The sequence below is a fragment of the Psychrobacter sp. NG27 genome (assembly GCF_016106655.1).
Taxonomy (GTDB): Bacteria; Pseudomonadota; Gammaproteobacteria; order Pseudomonadales; family Moraxellaceae; genus Psychrobacter.
Genome location: NZ_JADGIN010000007.1, coordinates 72,787 through 94,252 on the forward strand (window position 1 = coordinate 72,787; position 21,466 = coordinate 94,252).

General features: G+C 41.9%; 11 protein-coding genes. 5 read left to right on the top strand and 6 right to left on the bottom strand.

Annotated features, from left to right (window positions below; translation table 11 throughout):
* Nucleotides 1–43: 43 nt before the first annotated feature.
* Nucleotides 44–673 (bottom strand): LemA family protein, encoded by a 630-nt coding sequence (locus tag IP485_RS11245; protein ID WP_198327286.1) that lies wholly within the window; start codon nucleotides 671–673, stop codon nucleotides 44–46.
* A 1,023-nt stretch (nucleotides 674–1,696) separates the two neighbouring features.
* Here IP485_RS11245 and IP485_RS11250 point away from each other — a divergent pair.
* Nucleotides 1,697–3,244 (top strand): alanine/glycine:cation symporter family protein, encoded by a 1,548-nt coding sequence (locus IP485_RS11250; protein ID WP_197177664.1) that lies wholly within the window; start codon nucleotides 1,697–1,699, stop codon nucleotides 3,242–3,244.
* Between the two features lie 364 nt (nucleotides 3,245–3,608).
* Here IP485_RS11250 and IP485_RS11255 read toward each other — a convergent pair whose 3' ends face one another.
* Nucleotides 3,609–4,223 (bottom strand): fasciclin domain-containing protein, encoded by a 615-nt coding sequence (locus IP485_RS11255; RefSeq protein WP_197177665.1) that lies wholly within the window; start codon nucleotides 4,221–4,223, stop codon nucleotides 3,609–3,611.
* 500 nt (nucleotides 4,224–4,723) lie between these two features.
* Nucleotides 4,724–5,278: a fasciclin domain-containing protein gene (locus IP485_RS11260; RefSeq protein WP_198327287.1), complete on the bottom strand. Its 555-nt coding sequence runs from the start codon at nucleotides 5,276–5,278 to the stop codon at nucleotides 4,724–4,726.
* Between the two features lie 589 nt (nucleotides 5,279–5,867).
* Between IP485_RS11260 and metH the strand changes: the two genes are divergently transcribed.
* The 4 genes from metH to IP485_RS11280 all read left to right on the top strand — a co-directional run bounded on the left by metH (nucleotide 5,868) and on the right by IP485_RS11280 (nucleotide 14,371).
* Nucleotides 5,868–9,662: a methionine synthase gene (gene metH / locus IP485_RS11265; protein ID WP_227686527.1), complete on the top strand. Its 3,795-nt coding sequence runs from the start codon at nucleotides 5,868–5,870 to the stop codon at nucleotides 9,660–9,662.
* Between the two features lie 208 nt (nucleotides 9,663–9,870).
* Nucleotides 9,871–10,800: a bile acid:sodium symporter family protein gene (locus IP485_RS11270; RefSeq protein ID WP_198327288.1), complete on the top strand. Its 930-nt coding sequence runs from the start codon at nucleotides 9,871–9,873 to the stop codon at nucleotides 10,798–10,800.
* 141 nt (nucleotides 10,801–10,941) lie between these two features.
* Nucleotides 10,942–12,690: a hypothetical protein gene (locus IP485_RS11275; RefSeq protein ID WP_198327289.1), complete on the top strand. Its 1,749-nt coding sequence runs from the start codon at nucleotides 10,942–10,944 to the stop codon at nucleotides 12,688–12,690.
* Nucleotides 12,674–14,371, top strand: a complete 1,698-nt coding sequence (locus IP485_RS11280) for a hypothetical protein (protein ID WP_198327290.1) — start codon at nucleotides 12,674–12,676, stop codon at nucleotides 14,369–14,371. The genes IP485_RS11275 and IP485_RS11280 overlap by 17 nt, the downstream gene beginning before the upstream one ends.
* Before the next feature lie 95 nt (nucleotides 14,372–14,466).
* Here the strand turns inward: IP485_RS11280 and IP485_RS11285 are convergent, their stop codons facing one another.
* The 3 genes from IP485_RS11285 to IP485_RS11295 all read right to left on the bottom strand — a co-directional run bounded on the left by IP485_RS11285 (nucleotide 14,467) and on the right by IP485_RS11295 (nucleotide 21,258).
* Nucleotides 14,467–14,613, bottom strand: coding sequence for a DUF2256 domain-containing protein (locus IP485_RS11285; protein WP_198327291.1), 147 nt, complete (start codon nucleotides 14,611–14,613; stop codon nucleotides 14,467–14,469).
* 51 nt (nucleotides 14,614–14,664) lie between these two features.
* Nucleotides 14,665–14,874, bottom strand: a complete 210-nt coding sequence (locus IP485_RS11290) for a DUF2256 domain-containing protein (protein WP_265090691.1) — start codon at nucleotides 14,872–14,874, stop codon at nucleotides 14,665–14,667.
* Nucleotides 14,875–15,141: 267 nt separating this feature from the next.
* Nucleotides 15,142–21,258, bottom strand: a complete 6,117-nt coding sequence (locus IP485_RS11295) for a DNA repair ATPase (RefSeq protein WP_198327292.1) — start codon at nucleotides 21,256–21,258, stop codon at nucleotides 15,142–15,144.
* Between the last annotated feature and the right edge of the window lie 208 nt (nucleotides 21,259–21,466).

Here is a 21,466-nt window from a genome sequence, read left to right on the forward strand (position 1 = left end):
GAACGGCATAGACCGCTCTATTTTTGTATATCCCTAACAAGCTCTACTTTGCCGCTTCTTTAGAATCACCAAAATCGACGCTGGGCGCAGTAGAGATTGCTTGTTCGTTCTCTACCGTAAAGTTGGGCTTGGTATCTAAACCAAATACTTTTGCGGTGATATTGGTCGGGAACTGGCGTACCGTTGTATTGTAGCCTTGCACTTCTTGAATATAGCGATTGCGTGCTACTGCAATACGGTTTTCAGTGCCTTCTAACTGCGCCTGTAAGTCTTGAAATAGCGCATCCGACTTTAGTTCAGGATAACGCTCAGACACGGCCATTAGACGTGACAATGCGCCTGTCATCTGACCCTGAGCTTCTGCATAACGCTCCATCGCCTCTGGGTCATTGAGCAATTCAGGCGTCATAGTGATGCCGCCTGCACGTGAACGCGCTTCAGCCACTTGAGTGAAGACTTCTTGTTCTTGGTCAGCATACTGCTGTACGACTTTGACCAAGTTTGGTACTAAGTCAGAGCGGCGTTGATATTGGTTAACGACCTCTGACCACGAAGCTGTCACTTGCTCATCCTGTGCCTGAAGATTGTTATAGCCACAACCACTCAGGCCAACGGTAGACGTTGCTAATACTGCTGCGAGCAAAATAGGTTTTACAATTGATTGACGCGTCATCGTTAACTCTCCTAATAATGATAAATCACAAATATCTGGGAACACATTTTTAATCGTTTTTGAATTTGTCTCGTAATATGCATTTAGCATTCATCTAACTGTCATGTACGCTCTATATTTTAGATAGAAATACATACCTTTGGTTATCATTCAAAAACTGCTGCCTATATAGCGGTTACTACTATTATAGTGAGACGCTGTAGCCAACTATTTATCCTGCTAATAATGCCGACATAATCTTATGTTTACAATTGAACATTACCAAAAAACAACCTCAACCGCTCTAACAATAACGCATCTCTACAATGATAGATATGGAACAAAAATAGGACTTACTCATACAGCCGTACCAAATGTTGTGTAATCACAAACAATTAATCATGAGTTTGGCTCATGTTACCTAAGTATCTGCAAAATTAAATACGAATATATCGACCGTCTATAAAGAAAATTCTAGTAATTAGTACAAAAATATGGCAAATTGCAGTTACGTAGCCGTACGGTTTGAATACATTTGGTAGTGGACTTATAGTTTGATTAGTATTAGCGAATGGCTGATTTAGATATAAAAACATCGATTAGTGCTCAATTACTCGCCAATATCGTCAATACGCCCTACCAGTAGTGTAGTCAATCGGGACAGCTCATAGCAAATTGAATACCATTATGATGCGTATTCAATTATATAATCGCCTGTTTTGTCCGCGGGTTAACTTATGACTCATCTCATTCATCACACGATGATAGGATACGGCAGTGACAGAGGTTGCAATACAAATATAAATGCAGCTGATATTAATGTTGTGAGTGATACACGCTATGTAGATAGTTACTATCACGGATGAGCCAAGCGGATCACTACAGAAAATTACAGTCCATTCTTGGTGGCAAAGCACGCGTAAGGCTTCATTCATATGTAAGTCGGTGCAGATAATTTAACTGCTTAACTTAAATAAGTAAGTTAACCAGTTAGCTTACTCCTAGCAGACAGCGCCACCTTGAGACAGTACTAGGAATATAAATATGGAAGGTTTAGTTAACTTAGTAAACGGAATTATCTGGAGCCCAGCACTGATTTATCTCTGCTTGGGCGCTGGTCTGTTCTATTCCATTATGACGCGCTTTGTACAAGTACGTCTGTTCGGTGAGATGATCAAACTACTATTCACTGGTAAATCTAGTGCACAAGGTATTTCATCATTTCAGGCACTAGCCGTTTCCCTCGCAGGGCGTGTGGGTATGGGTAACATCGCTGGGGTAGCTGCGGCTATCGGCTTCGGTGGCCCAGGTGCAGTATTTTGGATGTGGGTTGTGGCCTTCTTGGGTGCATCTACTGCTTATGTCGAGTCTACCCTTGCACAGATCTACAAAGAAAAAGATGTGATCACTGGCGAATATCGCGGTGGCCCAGCTTATTACTTTGAGCGTGCCCTTGGTCAAAAGTGGTACGGCATCCTCTTCGCAATCGCTTCTATCTTATCCTGTGGTATGTTCTTACCTGGTGTACAAGCCAACGGTGTTATCAGTGCATTTGCACAGGTAATGGGTGAAGGTACGATCATGAACGTAGCAGGCCTAGAAGTTGGCTCTATGCGTTTGGTCGGTTTGGCTATCATCTTAGTCGTGCTAGGTATCATCATTTTCGGTGGCATCAAACGTATTGCAACCTTTACTGAGTTTGCCGTTCCGTTTATGGCAATCGGTTATATCGCTTTAGCCTTGATTATCATGTTCAGCAACTTCAGCTTAATTCCTGATGTATTTGGTATGATCGTTGGTGATGCATTCACTGCACAAGCAGGTTTTGGTGCGGCGATCGGTTGGGGTGTGAAACGTGGTATTTACTCTAACGAAGCAGGTCAAGGTACAGGCCCTCACGCTGCTGCTGCTGCTGAAGTTGAGCATCCATCACAGCAAGGTCTAGTACAGGCATTCTCAGTATATGTTGATACATTACTGGTATGTTCTGCGACTGCATTCATGATTTTATCTACTGGCATGTACAACATCCAAGGTACATTACCAGATGGTCAGTTCATCGTGCAGAATGTTGCCGCTGCTACTGAAATCAATGCTCCTGCCTTTACGCAAATGGCAATGGAATCTGTATACGGTACGTTTGGTAATGTGTTTATCGCCATCGCTGTCTTCTTCTTCGCCTTTACAACCATTTTGGCGTACTACTACATCGCTGAAGTAAACGTGGCTTACTTGACACGCTTCCTCGGTCGCGGTGCAAACAAAACTGGTCTATTCTTAGTCAAGATCCTAATCATGGTTATGGTTGCCTATGGTGGCTTGAATTCAGCTGGTTATGTTTGGGCAATCGGTGATATCGGTGTTGGCCTGATGGCTTGGTTGAACATCGTTGGTATCCTCATCATCTTTGTCGTGGCACGTCCAACGCTTACTATGCTTAAAGATTATGAAGCACAGCGTAAAGCTGGGGTGACACGCTACAGTTTTGATCCTGCCAAGTTTGGTATCAAGAACGCCCCTTATTGGGAAGAGCGTCACTTAGAAGAGCAAAGAAGAATGAATGCAGACCCACTACGTAAAGACAATGTGTAATACTCTTTAATGTAGTGCTGCTAAAGTACTAGCCACTAAGTACAAAAAGCCCGAGACCATAGTCTCGGGCTTTTTTATTTATATATTTTTAATGAGTTAGATCCAAACGAAGACAGCCAAAATATAATAAAGTAAATCATCCGTTTAGATAGATATCTACTCTTCTATTTATATAGTCGATTCAATATAATTTGGATATAAGGAAGTCAAGTGATAGTACTACAGACAGTAGACTAAGCAGGACTGACACCATATCGAATTTATAGAGGATTGACGGCAAATAGTATTTAGGCACAAAAAAGCCCAGCTAAAAGCTAGGCCTTTTCGATATCATTGATAAAGTATAAACAAATAAGTTAAAAACTTACTCAGGCATTAATACCGCATCGATAGTGTGAACCACACCATTGGTTGCCATAATATCTGTACCTGTGATGTTAGCTGTGTTACCAGTCGCATCAGTAATGACATTGGCATCGCTAATATTGATTGTTTTACCATTAGCTGTTTCGATATCAGTACCATAAGGGATATCAGCTGCTTTCACTTCCATTGGCACGACATGGTAAGGAAGTACTTTTTTCAGCAAATCAGTATTTGCTAATAGCTCTTCTTTAGTCACACCCAATTTTTCTAATACAGGAGCAAATGCATCATCGGTTGGTGCAAAAACAGTGTACTTAGTATCTTCCATTAGCATAGTGTCTAGACCAGCTGCTTTTAATGCCGCTGTTAGAATAGTTAAGTTTTCGTTGCCTGCAGCGATTTCAGCGATCGTTTGCGTGGCTTCCATGTTCATATCGTCAGCCATCGGTTCAGCTTCAGTCATCGGCTCTGCTTCAGCTGCTGGTTCTACAGCCATCTCTTCGGTGGTTACTTCAGGCTCAGCGGTCTCTGTGGCGGCTTCTTTGTCACTACAGGCTGCCAATGACATAGCTGCAGTTACTACGGCGATAGATAACAAGTTTTTCTTTAACATAGGTACTTCCTTATGGATAATTAGGTAAATTCTGTGATTAACGAACGTTTATCTTTCATTAATGTCTGTTGATAAAGATAACAGTGACTGATATCTCGTAGATATTATCGACTACTGATTATCTAGTCCTGAGATCAAATTTGTCATGTCGATACATACAATACTAACGGTTTAATTTTTAATTGGTATTTACTTAGGTAGCAACACTGTATCAATCACGTATATGCTGTTGTTTACTTTTATTTGCTATATTGTCTATTCAGCAAATAACTGCTGTGCCAAGTCCGACATTGTCTGAATTGTTTGGCATTCTAGAAATAAGTACTACTAGCCTGATATTTATTCTGTGATACAAAACCAAAACAACCACTATCTGCCTATTCATTTATTACAGATAGTGGCTGCTCTATTCAAAAATTTATCTTGTCGTACTTACACTTTTAAAAATCTAAGAAATCAAATCACTGCGTGTAAGATCATTGCGTCTAATATTATTGCATTTACTTAGGCATCAATACTTTATCGATAACATGCACAACACCGTTATTCGCAGCGATGTCAGTCTTTAAGATATTGGCTGTACGGCCGTTTTCATCCATCAATTTGCCGTCTTTGGTGACTGTTAATGTGTCTTTACTGGCGGTCATAACATTGCCTGGCTTCACATCTTTTGCATACATGGCCATGTCACCAGCTACGACGTGTGAGCCCAAAATTTTGGTCAATAATGGCTTGTTTGCAAATAACTGTGCTTTGGTCATACCTGTTTCTTTCAATGCTTGCATGAATGCATCATTTGTCGGTGCAAACACAGTATAGTGAGCGTTTGGATCAGACAACATACCTGCTAGACCGGCTGCTTGTACTGCCTCTACCAATACTGAGAACTCAGGATTGCTTTGCGCTACTTGTACCACATTCATTTTTGCCATAGATTGGCTATGCATTGGCGCTTTCATATCTGCGCTTTTGCTTGGCATCATGTTATTACAAGCGCTTAAGCCTGTGATTGACAGAGCAAGTGTACCGATAGTAGCGATTTTGGTAAGTTTCATAACATTTTCCTTAATGATTGATTATTTTTCACTGTACTATTCAATTTAGATTACTCAATTGATCACAGTTTAGAATGTCTTTCTTTATAAGTGGTTTATGATAAGCAGCTCATCACAACTAGCACGCGGTATAGACATTCATCATATAAAAAACCCATATGACTGAAACATGCATTTATAAGCAGTGCTTACGAAAAACCTATCTTTCTGAAATCAAATTAACATGTCTGAAAACTTTATCAATCTGCCTTTACGCAACTTTTTGTAGTAGCGATGTAAACTGTGTCTGACTTCTAAGCACAAGCGTTTGTCTTAGATTACAGAATCAACACTTTGTGTAATAGCCAACCCGAATGAGAGTCATTTAGCTTTGTTTGTAAGGGATTTACATCGCCTACTCTCGTCTAAAAGCATTACCGTATTAAGTAAATCTTTTACTTGTCTACTGCCAAAGTAGAATATGCAGTATCCTAATACGACAGATTTTTCATGCTAAAATAATGCGACTTTTCCGACGCCTTTTATATACCTGTTCACCCTATTTGTTATCCCCTCCCTTTATAATATTGACGATATAAGCAGCGCTCCTATGACCCAAACAATGACTTCAAACACTGATGCCACTTCTCACTCATTACAATCTGCTGATGACTTTATACTGACGCCACCTGCCGTGTTTCCTTATAAAGAACAGCAGCTGACGGCACGTGCCCGTATCACTGAGCAAATGGCCTCAAGAATTTTGATGTTAGACGGGGCGATGGGTACGCAGATTCAAACCTATAAATTAGAAGAAGCAGATTATCGTGGTGAGCGCTTTGCGGATATAGACCAAGATGTGCGCGGTAACAATGATTTGCTCGTACTCTCGCAACCACAAATGATTATAGACATCCATAACGATCATTTGACTGCTGGTGCGGATATCATCGAGACCAATAGCTTCAACGGTACGCGTCTATCTATGGCCGACTACGACATGGAGTATTTGGTACCTGAGCTCAATAAGACGGCAGCTCAACTTGCCCGCAGTGCAGCAGATGCGTTCACTGCCAAGACACCTGATAAGCCTCGTTTCGTCGCTGGTGTCGTAGGCCCTACCTCACGCACGTGCTCGCTATCACCTGATGTCAATGATCCAGCCTTTCGTAATATCACCTTTGATGAGTTGGTATTAAACTACCGTGAAGCAACCTTGTGCTTGATAGAAGGTGGTGTCGACCTTATCCTAATCGAAACTATTTTTGATACGCTGAATGCGAAAGCGGCGATATTTGCCATTACTGGCGTGTTTGATGACATTGGTTTTGAATTACCGATTATGATTTCGGGTACGATTACTGATGCGTCAGGTCGTACCTTATCAGGGCAAACGGCTGAAGCATTTTATAACTCAATTCGCCACGCCAAACCATTATCGGTAGGCTTCAACTGTGCGCTTGGTGCCGATGCGCTACGTCCCCATATCCAAACGCTATCTAACATTGCCAATACCTATGTGTCAGCGCATCCAAATGCGGGCCTGCCCAACGAGTTTGGTGAATATGATGAAACGGCTGATGAGACGACAGCATTACTAGAAGGCTTTGCAAAGGCAGGTATCTTAAACATCGTGGGTGGCTGCTGTGGTACGACACCAGAACATATTCGTCAAATCGCGAATATGGTGAAAAACTATGCACCGCGTGTGATTCCTGAAATCGCCCCTGCCTGCCGCTTGTCTGGACTTGAGCCATTTACCATCACAGCAGACAGCTTGTTCGTCAACGTGGGTGAACGTACCAACGTGACAGGCTCCAAAAAGTTCTTACGTTTGATCAAAACTGAAGCCTACACCGAAGCCCTCGATGTCGCTCGCGATCAGGTTGAGGGCGGTGCGCAAATCGTCGATATCAACATGGATGAGGGCATGCTCGACTCCAAGCAGGCGATGATTCATTTCATCAACTTGGTATCAGGCGAGCCAGACATCAGCCGCGTACCACTCATGATTGATTCCTCTAAATGGGACATCATCGAAGAAGGTCTAAAACGCACACAGGGTAAATCTGTCGTCAACTCTATCTCGCTAAAAGAAGGTCATGCTGAATTCGTCGAGCGCGCCAAACTGTGTATGCGCTATGGTGCCGCCGTTATCGTCATGGCATTTGATGAAGATGGTCAAGCTGATACTTACGAACGTAAAATTCAAATCTGTCAGCGCAGCTATGATGTGTTGGTTAATGAAGTCGGTTTCCCTTCTGAAGATATCATTTTTGATCCGAACATTTTTGCCGTTGCTACTGGTATCACTGAGCACAACAACTACGGTGCTGATTTCATCAATGCCACTAAGTGGATTACGGATAACTTACCCAATGCTATGGTGTCGGGCGGCGTGTCTAACGTGTCGTTTAGTTTCCGTGGTAACCCGATTCGTGAAGCCATTAACTCCGTCTTCCTATTTCATGCGATTACCAATGGCCTGACCATGGGTATCGTCAACCCAGCCATGCTTGAGTTATACGATGATATTCCAAAGGAAGCCCGTGACGCGATCGAAGATGTCATGCTCAACCGCAATCAAGGCGAAACAGGTCAGGACGCAACTGAACGCCTGATGACAGCTGCCGAAAACTATCAAGACGGTGGCAAGAAAAAAGAAAGCACAGTTGATATGAGCTGGCGTGAAGGCACCGTCGAAGCGCGTATTGCTCACGCACTGGTAAAAGGTATTACCACCTTTATCGAAGCCGATACCAAAGAAGCGTGGGAGAAATATCCCAAACCGCTAGAAGTCATCGAAGGTCCACTCATGGACGGCATGAATATCGTCGGTGATTTATTCGGTGCTGGTAAAATGTTCCTCCCGCAAGTCGTGAAATCTGCCCGCGTGATGAAACAATCTGTTGCGTGGTTGAACCCGTACATCGAAGCCGAAAAAGTCGAAGGCGAAGTCAAAGGTAAAATCCTGATGGCGACCGTCAAAGGCGACGTGCATGATATCGGCAAAAACATCGTCGGCGTGGTACTTGGCTGTAATGGCTACGACATTGTCGATTTGGGTGTGATGGTACCTTGTGAAAAAATCCTTGATACTGCTATTGCCGAAAAAGTCGATATCATCGGCCTATCTGGCTTGATTACTCCAAGTCTCGATGAAATGGTCTATGTCGCCAAGCAAATGCAAGAGCGCGGCATGACGCTACCATTGATGATTGGTGGTGCCACTACCTCTAAAGCGCATACCGCCGTCAAGGTTGAGCCGCAATATCAAAATGATGGTGTCATCTACGTCACTGATGCCTCACGCTCGGTCGGTGTGGTCACCAAATTACTGTCAAAAGAGCATCGTCAAGCGCTGATCGATGAGACACGTGAAGAGTACGTCAAAGTACGTGAGCGTCTGGCCAAGCGTCAGCCAAAAGCGGCCAAGATCTCTTATGCGAACTCGGTCAAGATTGGCTTTCAGTACGATTGGGAAAACTATGTGCCACCAGTGCCTAATCAGTTAGGCCAAGTGATATTGGATGATTACCCTATCACCAATCTACTGCCATATATCGATTGGACGCCGTTCTTTATCTCTTGGGGACTGGTCGGTAAGTATCCGAAAATCTTGCAAGACGATGTGGTCGGCGAAGCGGCTCGTGATTTATTTGATAATGCTAATGAGCTGATGCAAAAAATGATCGATGAGAAATCACTCGTGGCCAAAGGTGTCTTTAAACTCATGCCAGCGCGCCGTACTGGTGCCGATACGGTCACGGTTTATGACAATGCGCCTACTGATGGCGGCAGCCCAACGTATCAGTTTGAGCACTTACGTCAGCAAAGCGACAAAGCCAGTGGTAAGCCAAACTTTAGCTTGGCAGACTTTGTCTCCCCATCAGAGACGCATACCGATCACTTGGGCGGCTTTACTGTCTCCATCGTCGGTACAGAAGCACTTGCTGAGCAATATAAAGCAGCAGGCGATGACTATAATGCCATCATGGTACAGGCGCTGTCTGACCGTTTAGCTGAAGCATTCGCTGAGCATCTGCATGAGCTCATCCGTAAAGAATACTGGGGTTACCAACCGACTGAGTCACTCACCAATGATGAGATGATTAAAGAAAAATACGTGGGTATCCGCCCTGCGCCTGGCTACCCTGCTTGCCCTGAGCATACCGAAAAAGGCAAATTGTTTGACTGGCTCGGTACGGTAGATGCAATTGGTACAACGCTAACTGAAAGCTATGCGATGTGGCCTGCGTCATCTGTCAGCGGATTCTATTACTCGCATCCTGACAGTGAGTACTTCAATGTCGGCAAAATAAGCCGTGATCAGTTAGAGAGTTATGCTGAGCGTAAAGGCTGGGATATGAAAACGGCTGAAAAGTGGTTAAATCCGAATTTGTAGTCGATTGGCTAATCAAGTTATAGAAACCTAATAGTTCTTTTTTGGCTTACTTATTCAATATAAGTAAGCCATTTTTTATGGCATTTCACTTTGCCCACAATCAGCAAACTTATTGCTCGCTTAATAACAAAATACTTTTATCATTTGCTAATAATAACCATGCTAAATTACTAGACATTCTATTACTCTTATTATTGTGAGACAGGCTATGAATCAGATTGCATTACTTTCTAGTTGGATTGGCAAAACCTTTGCAATCTGGGCATTGGTCAGTGCTGTTTTGGGATTTATTTTTCCTGAATTTTTTGCCTCATTGGCTTTTCTAATTGTTCCCATACTTGGCATTATTATGTTTGGGATGGGCATGACGCTCAAAACAGAAGATTTCCTGGAAATTGTCAAACGTCCCAAGCCTGTACTGGTTGGACTATTGGCACAGTTCACGCTAATGCCTCTCATTGCTTACCTATTAACGGTCATTTTCAACCTCGATCCTTTGATAGCAGTCGGTGTTATCTTGGTTGGCTGTTGCCCGGGCGGTACTTCTAGTAACGTGATTACGTTCTTAGCCAAAGGTGATGTGGCTTTGAGTGTGGCGATTACTTCTATCTCTACCCTACTTGCACCTTTTCTGACCCCTATCCTACTCAGCATTTTTGCAGGGCAGCTGATTGATATCGATTTGGCTAGTATGATGATAACCATTACGAAAATCGTAATCTTGCCCATATTACTGGGTGTTATCTTTCATAAATTTTTGGGTAAAAAGATCGAGTTCGTCACTGAGGTATTACCGATGGTATCGGTATTGGGTATTTCAATCATAATAGCGGCAGTGGTTGCCGTGTCTAAAGCGACTATCTTAGATAGTGGTGCAATCGTCTTTATCGTCGTTGCTCTACATAATATGACCGGTTATGCCTTGGGGTATTTGATCGCCCGTTTGTCTGGCTTTACGGAGCGACAGCGCCGCGCGATTATGATAGAAGTGGGCATGCAAAACTCTGGTCTGGGTGCTGCCCTTGCGGCAACTTATTTCAACCCTGTCGCGGCCTTACCTAGTGCGATCTTTAGTGTATGGCATAACTTTAGTGGTGCACTGGTTGCGAATATATTTGCTAAGAGAGATGCGCAGTAGGTAGGGGTTTTATTGGTTATAGGCTAGTTGTAATTGGTAATGATTGCTTAATGTTTGATATTGAGAACGAAAATTAAAGTGTGGACGTGATTAGGTAAAATACATAAGATCGATAATGAAAAACACCATCAAGGATAGATTATGAATGAACTCGAAAAAAGAATAGTAGATTCTACAAAAGATGGTACTTTCTTAGATGTCTTATATGAAGAGTATCGTAAGTACATCGGTGACGATGATGAGTTAATCCGGACTTTAGTCGAATTACACAGCCAAGAAAAAATAAATATTATTTCTGAGTTTGGTTTACTCAGGAATGAAGCCCCTAGTTCAAACTTCTTCATAATGCGTAACATATTTAGAAACTTATTGCCTTTATTAAACGTACCAGTAGAGGAAGTCAAAAGCTGTGTGAAACAACTTACTATCGAAGCAGGTAATGACATGGCATCACATGATTTAATTTTACCATTCATTGAATTTTGTTCTGCTGATATTGAAAGAGTAGAATCACTACTTGACCAGGAACTAAAAATAACTGATGATGATTTTGACCATATTTCAACAGCTCTTATCAGTGGTTATAAAATAAATAAGAAAACCTATTTTAATAAAGCAGTACAATTATTGAATCATAGGAATCCAATCATAGTTCAAAGAGCAATATTTGCACTAAGTAGATTAAATTATAATGAAGAACCTGAACTGGCGACCACTGTAGTAAAGGAGATAATAACTTGCACGAAAAGTATTGAAGATAAACAAATATTATCGACTGCTATAAACACTTTAATTACTTTGCTAGCTGATTATGAAGAGCTCGAACCCGACATTATAGAGTTTTTCGAACGTAATATTGGCAATAACGATCCTGACTTTATATTTAGAATTGCACAGCAGTTGAACTATCGTCATGCTAATCTCTCAGAAAATATACAAAGATTACTACTTAGCTTTTTTAAAGATATAAATATTGATTGGAAGGGTGTTATCAATCAAATTGATCTATACATATACAAAAAAATATCAGAGTTGAATGCTATAAATATTGCCGAACTGTTCGAATACATACTAAGTAACAATTCCAACTCATTAGACGTAGGAATTCTGACTAATTCTTTACGAAGGCTTCGAGAAAAAGAATATGAAAAAGTGCTTTCTACCATTTTTACGAGATGGCTACTTAAAAGAGAAATGATATATTGTGTATCGGCTGTCAAATTAGTTAAAACTTCAACTACTGATCAAATAAAGATAGGTTTTGATACAGGGCAGGTTAAAGTAGAAGATTTGATGTATCTTGTAAATAAGGCTATTGGTTGGTTTAGTCTACAACCATCAACTTCCTTAAGTCTTATTTTATCAGTTGTACCAATGTTTTCAAGAAGTGAAATGGAAATAATTGGAAATAAGACTTTCGAATTTATTGCTTTAAATTATTCATCCCAAACTAAAAATTTCTTACAAGAATACTTAGATTCTTCAGACAAAAATACTGTGGATTTTAGTGGACATCTTATTGAGCAATTAAAAAGTTTTCTTGAAAAATTTAATAAACTTTACGAGGTAAAAGAGCTTAGACCTAGTACTAGACATAGAAGCGAATATGCAAACTATCAACAAAATTTATTTAGCGAAGCTATGGCAAAACCGCTAGAAGGTTCATTGGTTGATATGTTTTTTCCAAGCAAAAAAGTTACACTTTATGGAAATAAATTTATTCATAAGCATAAAGATTTTAGTGGTAATACAATAAGACAGGTTATGCCTTTTAGTAAAATGTCACACAGTATAGACTTTCCAAGTCTGGCTAACTTAACTCCTCATACGCAAGAGTATTTTTTGAAATTATTAAGAGTTGAGGAGCTAGTAAATGAAACTAATTCTTAAAGAATATCTAGCTTCTCTTAAAGAAAGAGATGAGCTTGATGCAATCTTACCTGACCTATTGAGTCAAATGGGTTTAATAGTTTTCAGTATCCCACGCCGTGGAATCAAAGAGTACGGTGTTGATATAGCTGCCGTAGGTTCAATCGGTGGTGAAGAAGAAAAGGTATATTTGTTATCTGTTAAGTCAGGAGGTTTAACAAGAAACTCTTGGGATGGCAATTCAGATCAATCTCTAAGACCTTCTTTAAATCAAATCATAGATGGTTATATACCTACTAGAACACCTCCAGAACATAAAGATAAACCGATAGTTATTTGTTTATGTTTTGGAGGAGATGTTGATGTTTCGATAAGACAAGAGGTCTCAAGATATACAGATAATAATACTAAAGAAAATATAGCTTTTAGTGAATGGAATGGTGATAAAATTGCTGAATTTATACTTCAGTACTTTTTCAATGAAGAATTAGCACCAGAAAAATATAGACGCTTATTACGTAAGTCTATTGCAATGTTAGACGAGCCTGATACTTCAATTCAATATTACAAGAGTCTAGTTGACGAGTTATGTAATCAAGAACTTGAAGATAAAAAATCTGTTATTGCTGTGCTACGACAGCTGAACATATATACATGGATGCTCTTTGCATGGTCAAGAGATGTAGGAAATTTAGAATCTGCTTATATTTGTTCAGAGTATGTCCTACTCAAGGCATGGGACATTAGTAAATCATTTCTTCAAACGAGAGGTAAAAATACTGAAATCATTAATCATCTTATTTATAAATTGATTAATTTACAACTGACCGTAGCAGATTTCTACTTTGAACAAATTGTTGTACCGTCCGCTAATACATACTTAGGGTTATCATCGATGGTAGCGCCATCATGTGCTGTAGATGTTAACTTAAAACTGTTTGATTTGTTAGGTCGATTATCATTAAGAGGGATTTGGACTTATAATCAATATTGCTTATTAATAAATCAAAGTGAATCAGAAGAAAATTTGAGAGCATTCGAAGTTCAATATCATAAAATTTGTAACCTGATTATGTCTATGATAGACAACAACAGTATGCTCTTGACTCCTTATAAAGATGATCAAGCTACTGACATCATGTTGGCTATTTTTTGCTTATCACGATGTAGGGAATATCACACTTTTATAGAATCTTGGTTAAAAAACCTAGTAAACCTAACTAATATTAGCTTTGCTACTAATCAAACGTATTTTTCAAATATTCGAGAATATAGAAAACTAATTGCACACCCAATCAATGCAACGAAGGAATATAGAGAAGAAGTAACACAAGGATCAATTTTACTACCTTATTTATCTTTAGTAGCAAGCATGTTTAACTTCGAAGAACTCTATGCTTCAATTCAAAGCTTACATCGTGATTTTCTAAGTCATTCGAATATACAGCTATACTTTTTCAATGACGATTCTGAAAATTACTTATACAATAATATGGAAATGCATGGTTCATCTCTCTCCGATGTTGATATCCAACAACCAGCGCAAGACTTACTAACAGATATTATTGAAGAGTGTGAATCATCTAATGAAATTAACGATTTATCAGCAATGAAATCTGGATTGTACCCATTAGTGCTAATAGCTTGTAGGCATTACAGGTTACCGTTTCCGATTCATATTTTGAAACAGCTAGAAGATTAAGTTATATTTATTTTAACAGCACCGCCACCTCTATCTTCCTCCTCTAGCAATATTGGGTTAGAAAACGTTGCGGTTTTCTATTGTCTTATTTTAATTTAATCTGATTTCCCTTTACTCCGCCGACACCGCTCAGAACAATAAATCACCTGCTCCCAATCCTTCTCCCACTTTTTACGCCACGTAAACGGGCGCTGGCAAACGGGGCAGGTTTTTTGCGGTAAATTTACTTTTTTGTGTGCCATCATCTGCCCCCTTGTGCCGTATATCTAATATCTATGGTTAATGTTTACTGCCTATTTATCTTCTTTTTGATGATCTAGCCCTTCGTACTTTTTCACCCGTCGGCATTGGTCTGAGCAATAGACCATGCTCTCCCAGTTTTTATCTAACTTTTTAGTCCAACTGAATTCACGCTCGCAGACAGGACAAAGTTTTTTGCGGACGTTCTTCTTTTTGTGCGCCATAATTTTCTCATTGGTTTGATATAGTCGATTCACTACCATCGGATACGGTGTCAGGCTCGCTGGATCTACTGTTTATAGCAACTTTACTCGCCGTCATCGTATCCAAAGTAGCTGTTGCCGACTATATTACCACTGTCTCTTAATCATAAGCCCTATTTATAGTACTATTCATAAGTGCTATTCATAAGTGCAAGTCATCAGCATTGCTCATAAGCGTTAATAATTAAGCATTAACACTTAATCGTTAGCCATCAATCATAGTTGTTAACCAGTAGTGACTAATCGTCAGCTATTAATCAGTAGTGATTAATCATAATCATCAAAGATTTTATTAAGTCTGTTGAGACTATTAACGATTAACTTACCTGATTGATCGGTGCTGGTATCAATCGCCAGCTTCTCATCCATCCGCATCGTCAATGGCTCTAACGCTTGCTTGAGGGCAGTTGCCATCAATGCCGTCTGCTGATGAATATCAGGGATATCGCTATCGGCTGTTTGATTATCATTATTGCTAACCAAGCTATCCGCCATTTTTTGCGCCAGTTGTTCCACGGCATTGACCAGCTGTACCATCAGCGCTTTTTGCACCTCTTGGTTTTGCTTGAGATACTCGCCTTCTACCTTCTCAGCATTGTGATCATGCTTATATATTTGCACCAACTGACTCATGCTTTTCTCAAAGCCATTATCAATACTGTCGCTGACGACTTTGGCATTGTTAATCACGCTATCGGCAAGGATTTTCTGTGCTTCTAATTGGGCGTTTATCTGGGCATCGAGTTGCGCTTGCTGTCCTGCTTCTCGTAAGCGAGCGATTTGCTCTGGGTCGTTTTTCGTTAAGTATGTCTCAAACTGGCTACTGATGGCATTGAAGCCACTGGCCAAATCAACTAATTGGGCGACGATACGCGCGCCCGTATCGCCATCTTCACCGCCCATGGCTTTGTTACGTAAGAAGTCGGCTTTGATTTGTGCCCAACGCTCTGTTTCTGCTTCGGTCAGCACACCACGCATCTCGCCAAGCTTGAGCAAATTGCTCTCTGCGCCTTGGGTCAATAGCTGCGACTCGCCCAGATAGTGATCATCTATTAGCTGGTTCAGCTCGCTTTCATTCATGACCGCCGACAGCTTTTCAGTCATCTTGTTCATATTACGATAACTGCCCTGTAGCTTAAATATCGGCTCAACACGATACTTATCATCTTGCGAGGCAGAGGCAATATAGGCTTGGTTAACATCCAAAATGACTTCTTGCACCCTAAACATATGGCGCAAGATGGCGATAATTTCGTTAACTTCTGAGGTGCTATACGGATACGTCAGATCGCTGCTTTGTGCTTGTGCAAGATTCGCATTGTCCGTTTTTGCCATTTTAATCAAACGATGCACATCGCTTAAGTCACGGTTGGCCATTGGTGCGAGGACGGTATTAGAGGTCAGCGAGTTTTCGATATAGCTGAGTGCAAATACCTCTTCCATGCCGCTCATGATATCGCCTAAGTTGTAGATATCGGCACGGTTGGCGAGCATGTCAGGCACTTTGAATGCTTCGCCGCTTTCGGTATATGGGTTACCTGCCATGACCACGCAGAACTTTTTGCCACGCATGTCATAGGTCTTGGTTTTACCTTGCCAGACACCATCGATACGGCGTGTACCATCACCCAATGAGATAAACTTCTGCAAAAATTCCGCGTGGGTATGCTGAATATCATCGAGATAGAGCATGACGTTGTTGCCCATTTCAAAGGCCAAGTTGATTTTATTCAGCTCTTCTCGGGCAGTGGCATTGGGTGCTTTTTCGGGATCTAATGAGGTGACGTCATGACCAAGTGACGGACAGTTAATCTTCATAAAAATAAGGCCGAGACGATTTGCCACGTACTCCATCAAAGTAGTTTTACCATACCCTGGTGGCGATATCATCATGAGGATACCCATCAAATCGGTACGCTTATCCTCGCCGATCGTGCCCATCTGTTTGGCAAGATTGTCACCGATAAGTGGCAGATAGCTCTCGTTAATCAGACGGTTACGCACAAACGAGGACAATGGACGCGGCATAAATTCGTCCAGTCGCAACGTCTCTTTTGAGTCATGCAATATCTCTGAGCGCATGGCCAGATAACGTCTGTAGGCAGGGATGACTTGCGTATCATGATGATGCAAACGATTTAAAAAATCATCGACGGCAAAGGTTAAGGTCTGCTGATGAATACGTATATGCTCACCCAGCAAGTTATTAACTTGTATCTCAAGCGATACCTTACCCGTGCTACGCTCAAAGCTCTGTACTTGATTAAGCGGATTATTAATACTGGTCAATGATGTAGTCGATGAAACTGGCGACGAGGTGATTGAAGAAAATGACAAGGCCGATGGCGTGGTACTTGCGCCTTGATTGCCTACTGCTTTAGCACTTAGCCCTTTATTAAAAGCCCCTTTATTAAAGCTAGCACCTGAATCAATGAGTCGTTGCACCAAGGCTTCACGCTGAGCATCATTTAATTGGGTAAGCAAGACGGCAATGGCTTCAGGCACATAATGACGGCCACTCTCTAATTGCTGCTTGCGTAGCGCGTTTTGTGTTTCAATCTCAGCAAGCTGCTCTTCACTGAGTGTCTCGCCTGCCTCATCCGTGCCATCAGCCGACTCAGTATTACCGTAAGTCTTATCAAGTAGTGCATGGAACCATGTGGCTAGTAGCTCATAGGCTGATTTGGGTTGGAACCCAAGCTTACTGATAGAAGACTGTAGTTGATCAAAACTGGCCGTATTTTGCGTGCTACCTGAAGCACTATTCAACGTTTGGCTTAACTGCTCACACAACTGCTGTGCTTGTTGACTGGTTTGCCAGTTTATTGTGTTATATGTGCCTGCACCTGCTTCCGCTGACTGACCCATGACGCTCACCAAATATTCACAAGCAAGCTGAACGTAGCTTGATTTGAAGATGTTGGCGTTGTTATCAACGCTACCTTCTTTATCAGTGCTAAGACTGTCGTCATTATGAGCCATAACAAAATGACGCATCACTTGGCTCATGTCCTCGACTAATAAAGACTTAGCAGTATCACTGCCCAATGCACGGCGCAGTTGCTCGGCGGTCGCGGCTCTATCTATCCAGTTATTTGCGCGCGTCAGCACGGATTCATTTAACCAAGCGTCATAACCAAACTGACGTAAGCTATCTAAACCAAGCGCTTGCACGATATTTAGCTGCCAATAGAATAATTGCGCCAAGGCACGTACTTGCGGGGTATAAATCAGCAACCCTGCTTCACGCAATGTCGGCAGAATTTGCATCAATAATAGCGTGGCATCATGGTCATGAATGCCTTTGTCATACCCAAGCTGATAACGAGGGGTGGCGTAAGCTTTGACCAGTTTAGACAATGGACTGTCATTATCAATATCGCCATTAACATCTAGGGTAATGATAGTCGCATCATATGCTTGATATAGACGGGCTTCGGTCAGTCCATCTTGGCTGTTCTTAGCACTTTCGATAATGCTATAGGCTAAGTACTCGGCGCGGTACACCTTGTCAGACTCGGAGGCGATATTCATGTCCCAATACGGGCGCAAGGCGTTTAGCTCAGCATTATTAAGCACTTCATAATAGTCGGTGCCCGTTAGATGCAAATTCAGCACACGCTTGCCATCTGACTGCTGACGACTCAATAAGGTCAAATCCAATGGCTGAGTATTAACCGAAAAACGATGCTTGCCCAGTTTGATGATTTGACCACCATCTTCAAACAAGTCCGACTTGTCTTTTAGACTCTTATAGCTCTCGATTTGAATGGCTTTTAGACGGGCATCGATGTCATCGGCTTTGACACTAAAGCCCATCGCTTGCAGCTCTTTTGCGATGTTGCGGACTTTTTGCACCAGACCATCAGCCGCAAAATAAGTATTTAATGCTTCCTCTTCTGTAAATCCCGTGACGCCAGTGCTTTGCGTACGTTTTTTGATACTTTCAAGCATCCGCAGCGCACCATCACCTAGGTTTTGCGCTTTGCGATTGCGAGCATCAAGCAGTTGCTGCTTATGATTTTCAAAAGTCTCGTAAATCTCTTCACGCTTGCTGATGATATCGGCCAAGAACTGGTCGCCACTATTGGTCTCTGGATCAGCGAACTGGCTTTCCAACTCTTCTAGCTGTACCAATAGCTTTGCCATTTGCTCGTCTGATTTCTCAGGCGTATTGGCAATGGATAACGCATTGGCAATCGACTGACCAAACAGCTTAAACTGCGCACCAAATTGCGCGACGGCCTCCGCTGAGCCTAGATTTTTGCGTTTATGATTCAGCTTGGCTTTGCTCTGATTTAGGCTGGCATAAATGGTCGATATGTCATCGATGATTTGCGTACGCACTGTAGCATCGGCCACATCTAATGTGCCTAGTAGCTCAGTGAGCAAATCCAACCCTTGCGCTGTTTCATCGATTTTTTCTAGAACGGGTTTTAGTTCAGCATTGGTTTCAGCCGTGTTTAAACGCTCACTGACATCGACCAATATGCCTTCGTAACTCGAAAGCGCTTCTTCGCCACTTAAAAACAGCACGGTTTTTTCGGCAAGCTCGCTTTCTGCCTCTTCTAGCTGCGTCTGTAATGCTTGTAGCTTATCGGCATCTAGATATCGCAAATCTTCCAGGCTGACCAAACGGCCTTTTTGGCGTCTTAATGCTGACAACTGATCGACGTAATCACTGGCGGACTCAAAGCTAGTGACTCGTATCTGCCGCAAAATCTCACTTTGCTGCGTATCGGCATCGGCTAGCGCGGTTTGGGTTTGCTTTTGGATACTTTGTACTTTCGCGAACTCATCAATGACCAGCTCAGCTGTTGCCGTCACTTCTTTAATACTACTGGCAACTTCGCTCAGCTCAGGCTCAGACAACCAGTAATAGCTGTCAAAGAGTCGGCTGGTATTATTGGTAAGCTCTTCATAGAGCTTCTGTGACACGCTTTGATTGTCAATGAGGCGAGTAATGCTATAAAGATCTGAGATACCACGTACCAGCTCTTTATTGCCAATCTTGCCATAAAAACTCGTGCTTTCAGGTAATTCACTGACATACTCGTGTGAGGCATAAGGCGTGTGCCATATCTGCATCGGATGAATACGAGACGGCTCACTTTGGTCACTAAACAATACCAAACGGCCATTCTCAGCCAAAGCCATACCGTTGCAATAAATAGGATTTACCAATTGCTTTTTAATCAGGTTATAAGGAAACAGCCCCGTGACACCCAAGTCTCTGTCGTAAAATAAGAATAAAACATCTTCTCCATTCGGCGATACAATTTTACGCTTAAACCGTAAGTCAGTAGCGCCAACGTTATTGGCCTCGAACAGTTTATACTCACCCGTCTGTAGATAGTAACCACCCGGAAACATGATGCCGTGGTCTTCTGGTAACTGAACACACGACTGTCCAATCGCATCCAAACGCAGCACCGCTTCGGTCAAGGTGTTATAAACAAAATAACGGTAGTCTTCTTCACGATAGGGCAATATTTTGAGCAGTATTAGACTGCCCACTTTGGCATAAGCAATCTCAGCATCCGTCAGCGACTGGGTACGGTCATTGACTGGTTCGCTATAGATACCCTGACCGGATTGCGTATTGTCCTCAATCTTAATGGTCAAATCACCACCGACCGTTTCCACAAATATCGTGTCTAAGATATTCATATGCGGATATTTGCCATTCACCATTTGATCGCGTGTGGTATCAATCCAGTCAAAGTCATAAGCAGGCGGCAGTTCAATGTCACGCTCGCCTCGATTATCCACATAAGCGACTTGCGCCGACTCTGGCGTACCTTGGCTAAAATCTAACGCGAAACGAAACACTCGAATATCAGTGATGCGCTCACCAATCTGAAACGCCAACAGCAATTTGCTGTCTTTCACCGTTATTTGAATCAGGCGCGTTTGCTTGTAATATCGATACAGCTCATTAAAGTCTTGGACAAAAGCGTCTTGAGCCAAAAACGTCCCTTTTAAATCGACCTCTTCGAGCTGATACTCTTCTTCATTACCAGCTGGCTCGTTCAGACGATATAACGACAATACGTCTTTAATATTGCTCGCGCGTTTTAGCCCCATAAAAACGTTGTAGCCAAACAGCAAATAATCGCCGACCTGTACCATGTCTTGTGCCACACAGTTGTATTCGGTACGAATACGGGTACGGGCGATGACTTGCATTTGGGTGCTGCCGAACTCTTCGAGACGCGCGTTATTGAGCGTCTGCGTCTGCTGCTCTAAACGACCGCCTTGTTCAGTCAGACGTTTTTTGATGAGCTCATAAGCATTGCCTGAAGCAACTGCCTGATCGGTTTGGTTGGCTTGATTAGCATTATCGTTGCTGTCTGAATGTGTTGAGTTTTGCGTGTCCGCCATCGTTGCTCGTCCGTTTCTGTTTTTACATAATATAGTCAATCCTTTATAAAAGAGCTACAGCGTTAACCTCGCTTGAAGTATCACAGTTACATCTGCACTCGGTTGCCTTGTATCTCTTTTAAACTGAATCCACTATAAGAGAATTTCGGGCAATAAAGAATCATTGAAAGTAAAGAAGCACTTGGCTAATCTAAAAAAATGAGTGGTC

Excerpts from the sequence above, each read along its gene's own strand:
- IP485_RS11245 (WP_198327286.1), bottom strand. The coding sequence starts at position 673 with ATGACGCGTCAATCAATTGTAAAACCTATTTTGCTCGCAGCAGTATTA.
- IP485_RS11250 (WP_197177664.1), top strand. The coding sequence starts at position 1,697 with ATGGAAGGTTTAGTTAACTTAGTAAACGGAATTATCTGGAGCCCAGCA.
- IP485_RS11255 (WP_197177665.1), bottom strand. The coding sequence starts at position 4,223 with ATGTTAAAGAAAAACTTGTTATCTATCGCCGTAGTAACTGCAGCTATG.
- IP485_RS11260 (WP_198327287.1), bottom strand. The coding sequence starts at position 5,278 with ATGAAACTTACCAAAATCGCTACTATCGGTACACTTGCTCTGTCAATC.
- metH (WP_227686527.1), top strand. The coding sequence starts at position 5,868 with ATGACCCAAACAATGACTTCAAACACTGATGCCACTTCTCACTCATTA.
- IP485_RS11270 (WP_198327288.1), top strand. The coding sequence starts at position 9,871 with ATGAATCAGATTGCATTACTTTCTAGTTGGATTGGCAAAACCTTTGCA.
- IP485_RS11275 (WP_198327289.1), top strand. The coding sequence starts at position 10,942 with ATGAATGAACTCGAAAAAAGAATAGTAGATTCTACAAAAGATGGTACT.
- IP485_RS11280 (WP_198327290.1), top strand. The coding sequence starts at position 12,674 with ATGAAACTAATTCTTAAAGAATATCTAGCTTCTCTTAAAGAAAGAGAT.
- IP485_RS11285 (WP_198327291.1), bottom strand. The coding sequence starts at position 14,613 with ATGGCACACAAAAAAGTAAATTTACCGCAAAAAACCTGCCCCGTTTGC.
- IP485_RS11290 (WP_265090691.1), bottom strand. The coding sequence starts at position 14,874 with ATGGTAGTGAATCGACTATATCAAACCAATGAGAAAATTATGGCGCAC.
- IP485_RS11295 (WP_198327292.1), bottom strand. The coding sequence starts at position 21,258 with ATGGCGGACACGCAAAACTCAACACATTCAGACAGCAACGATAATGCT.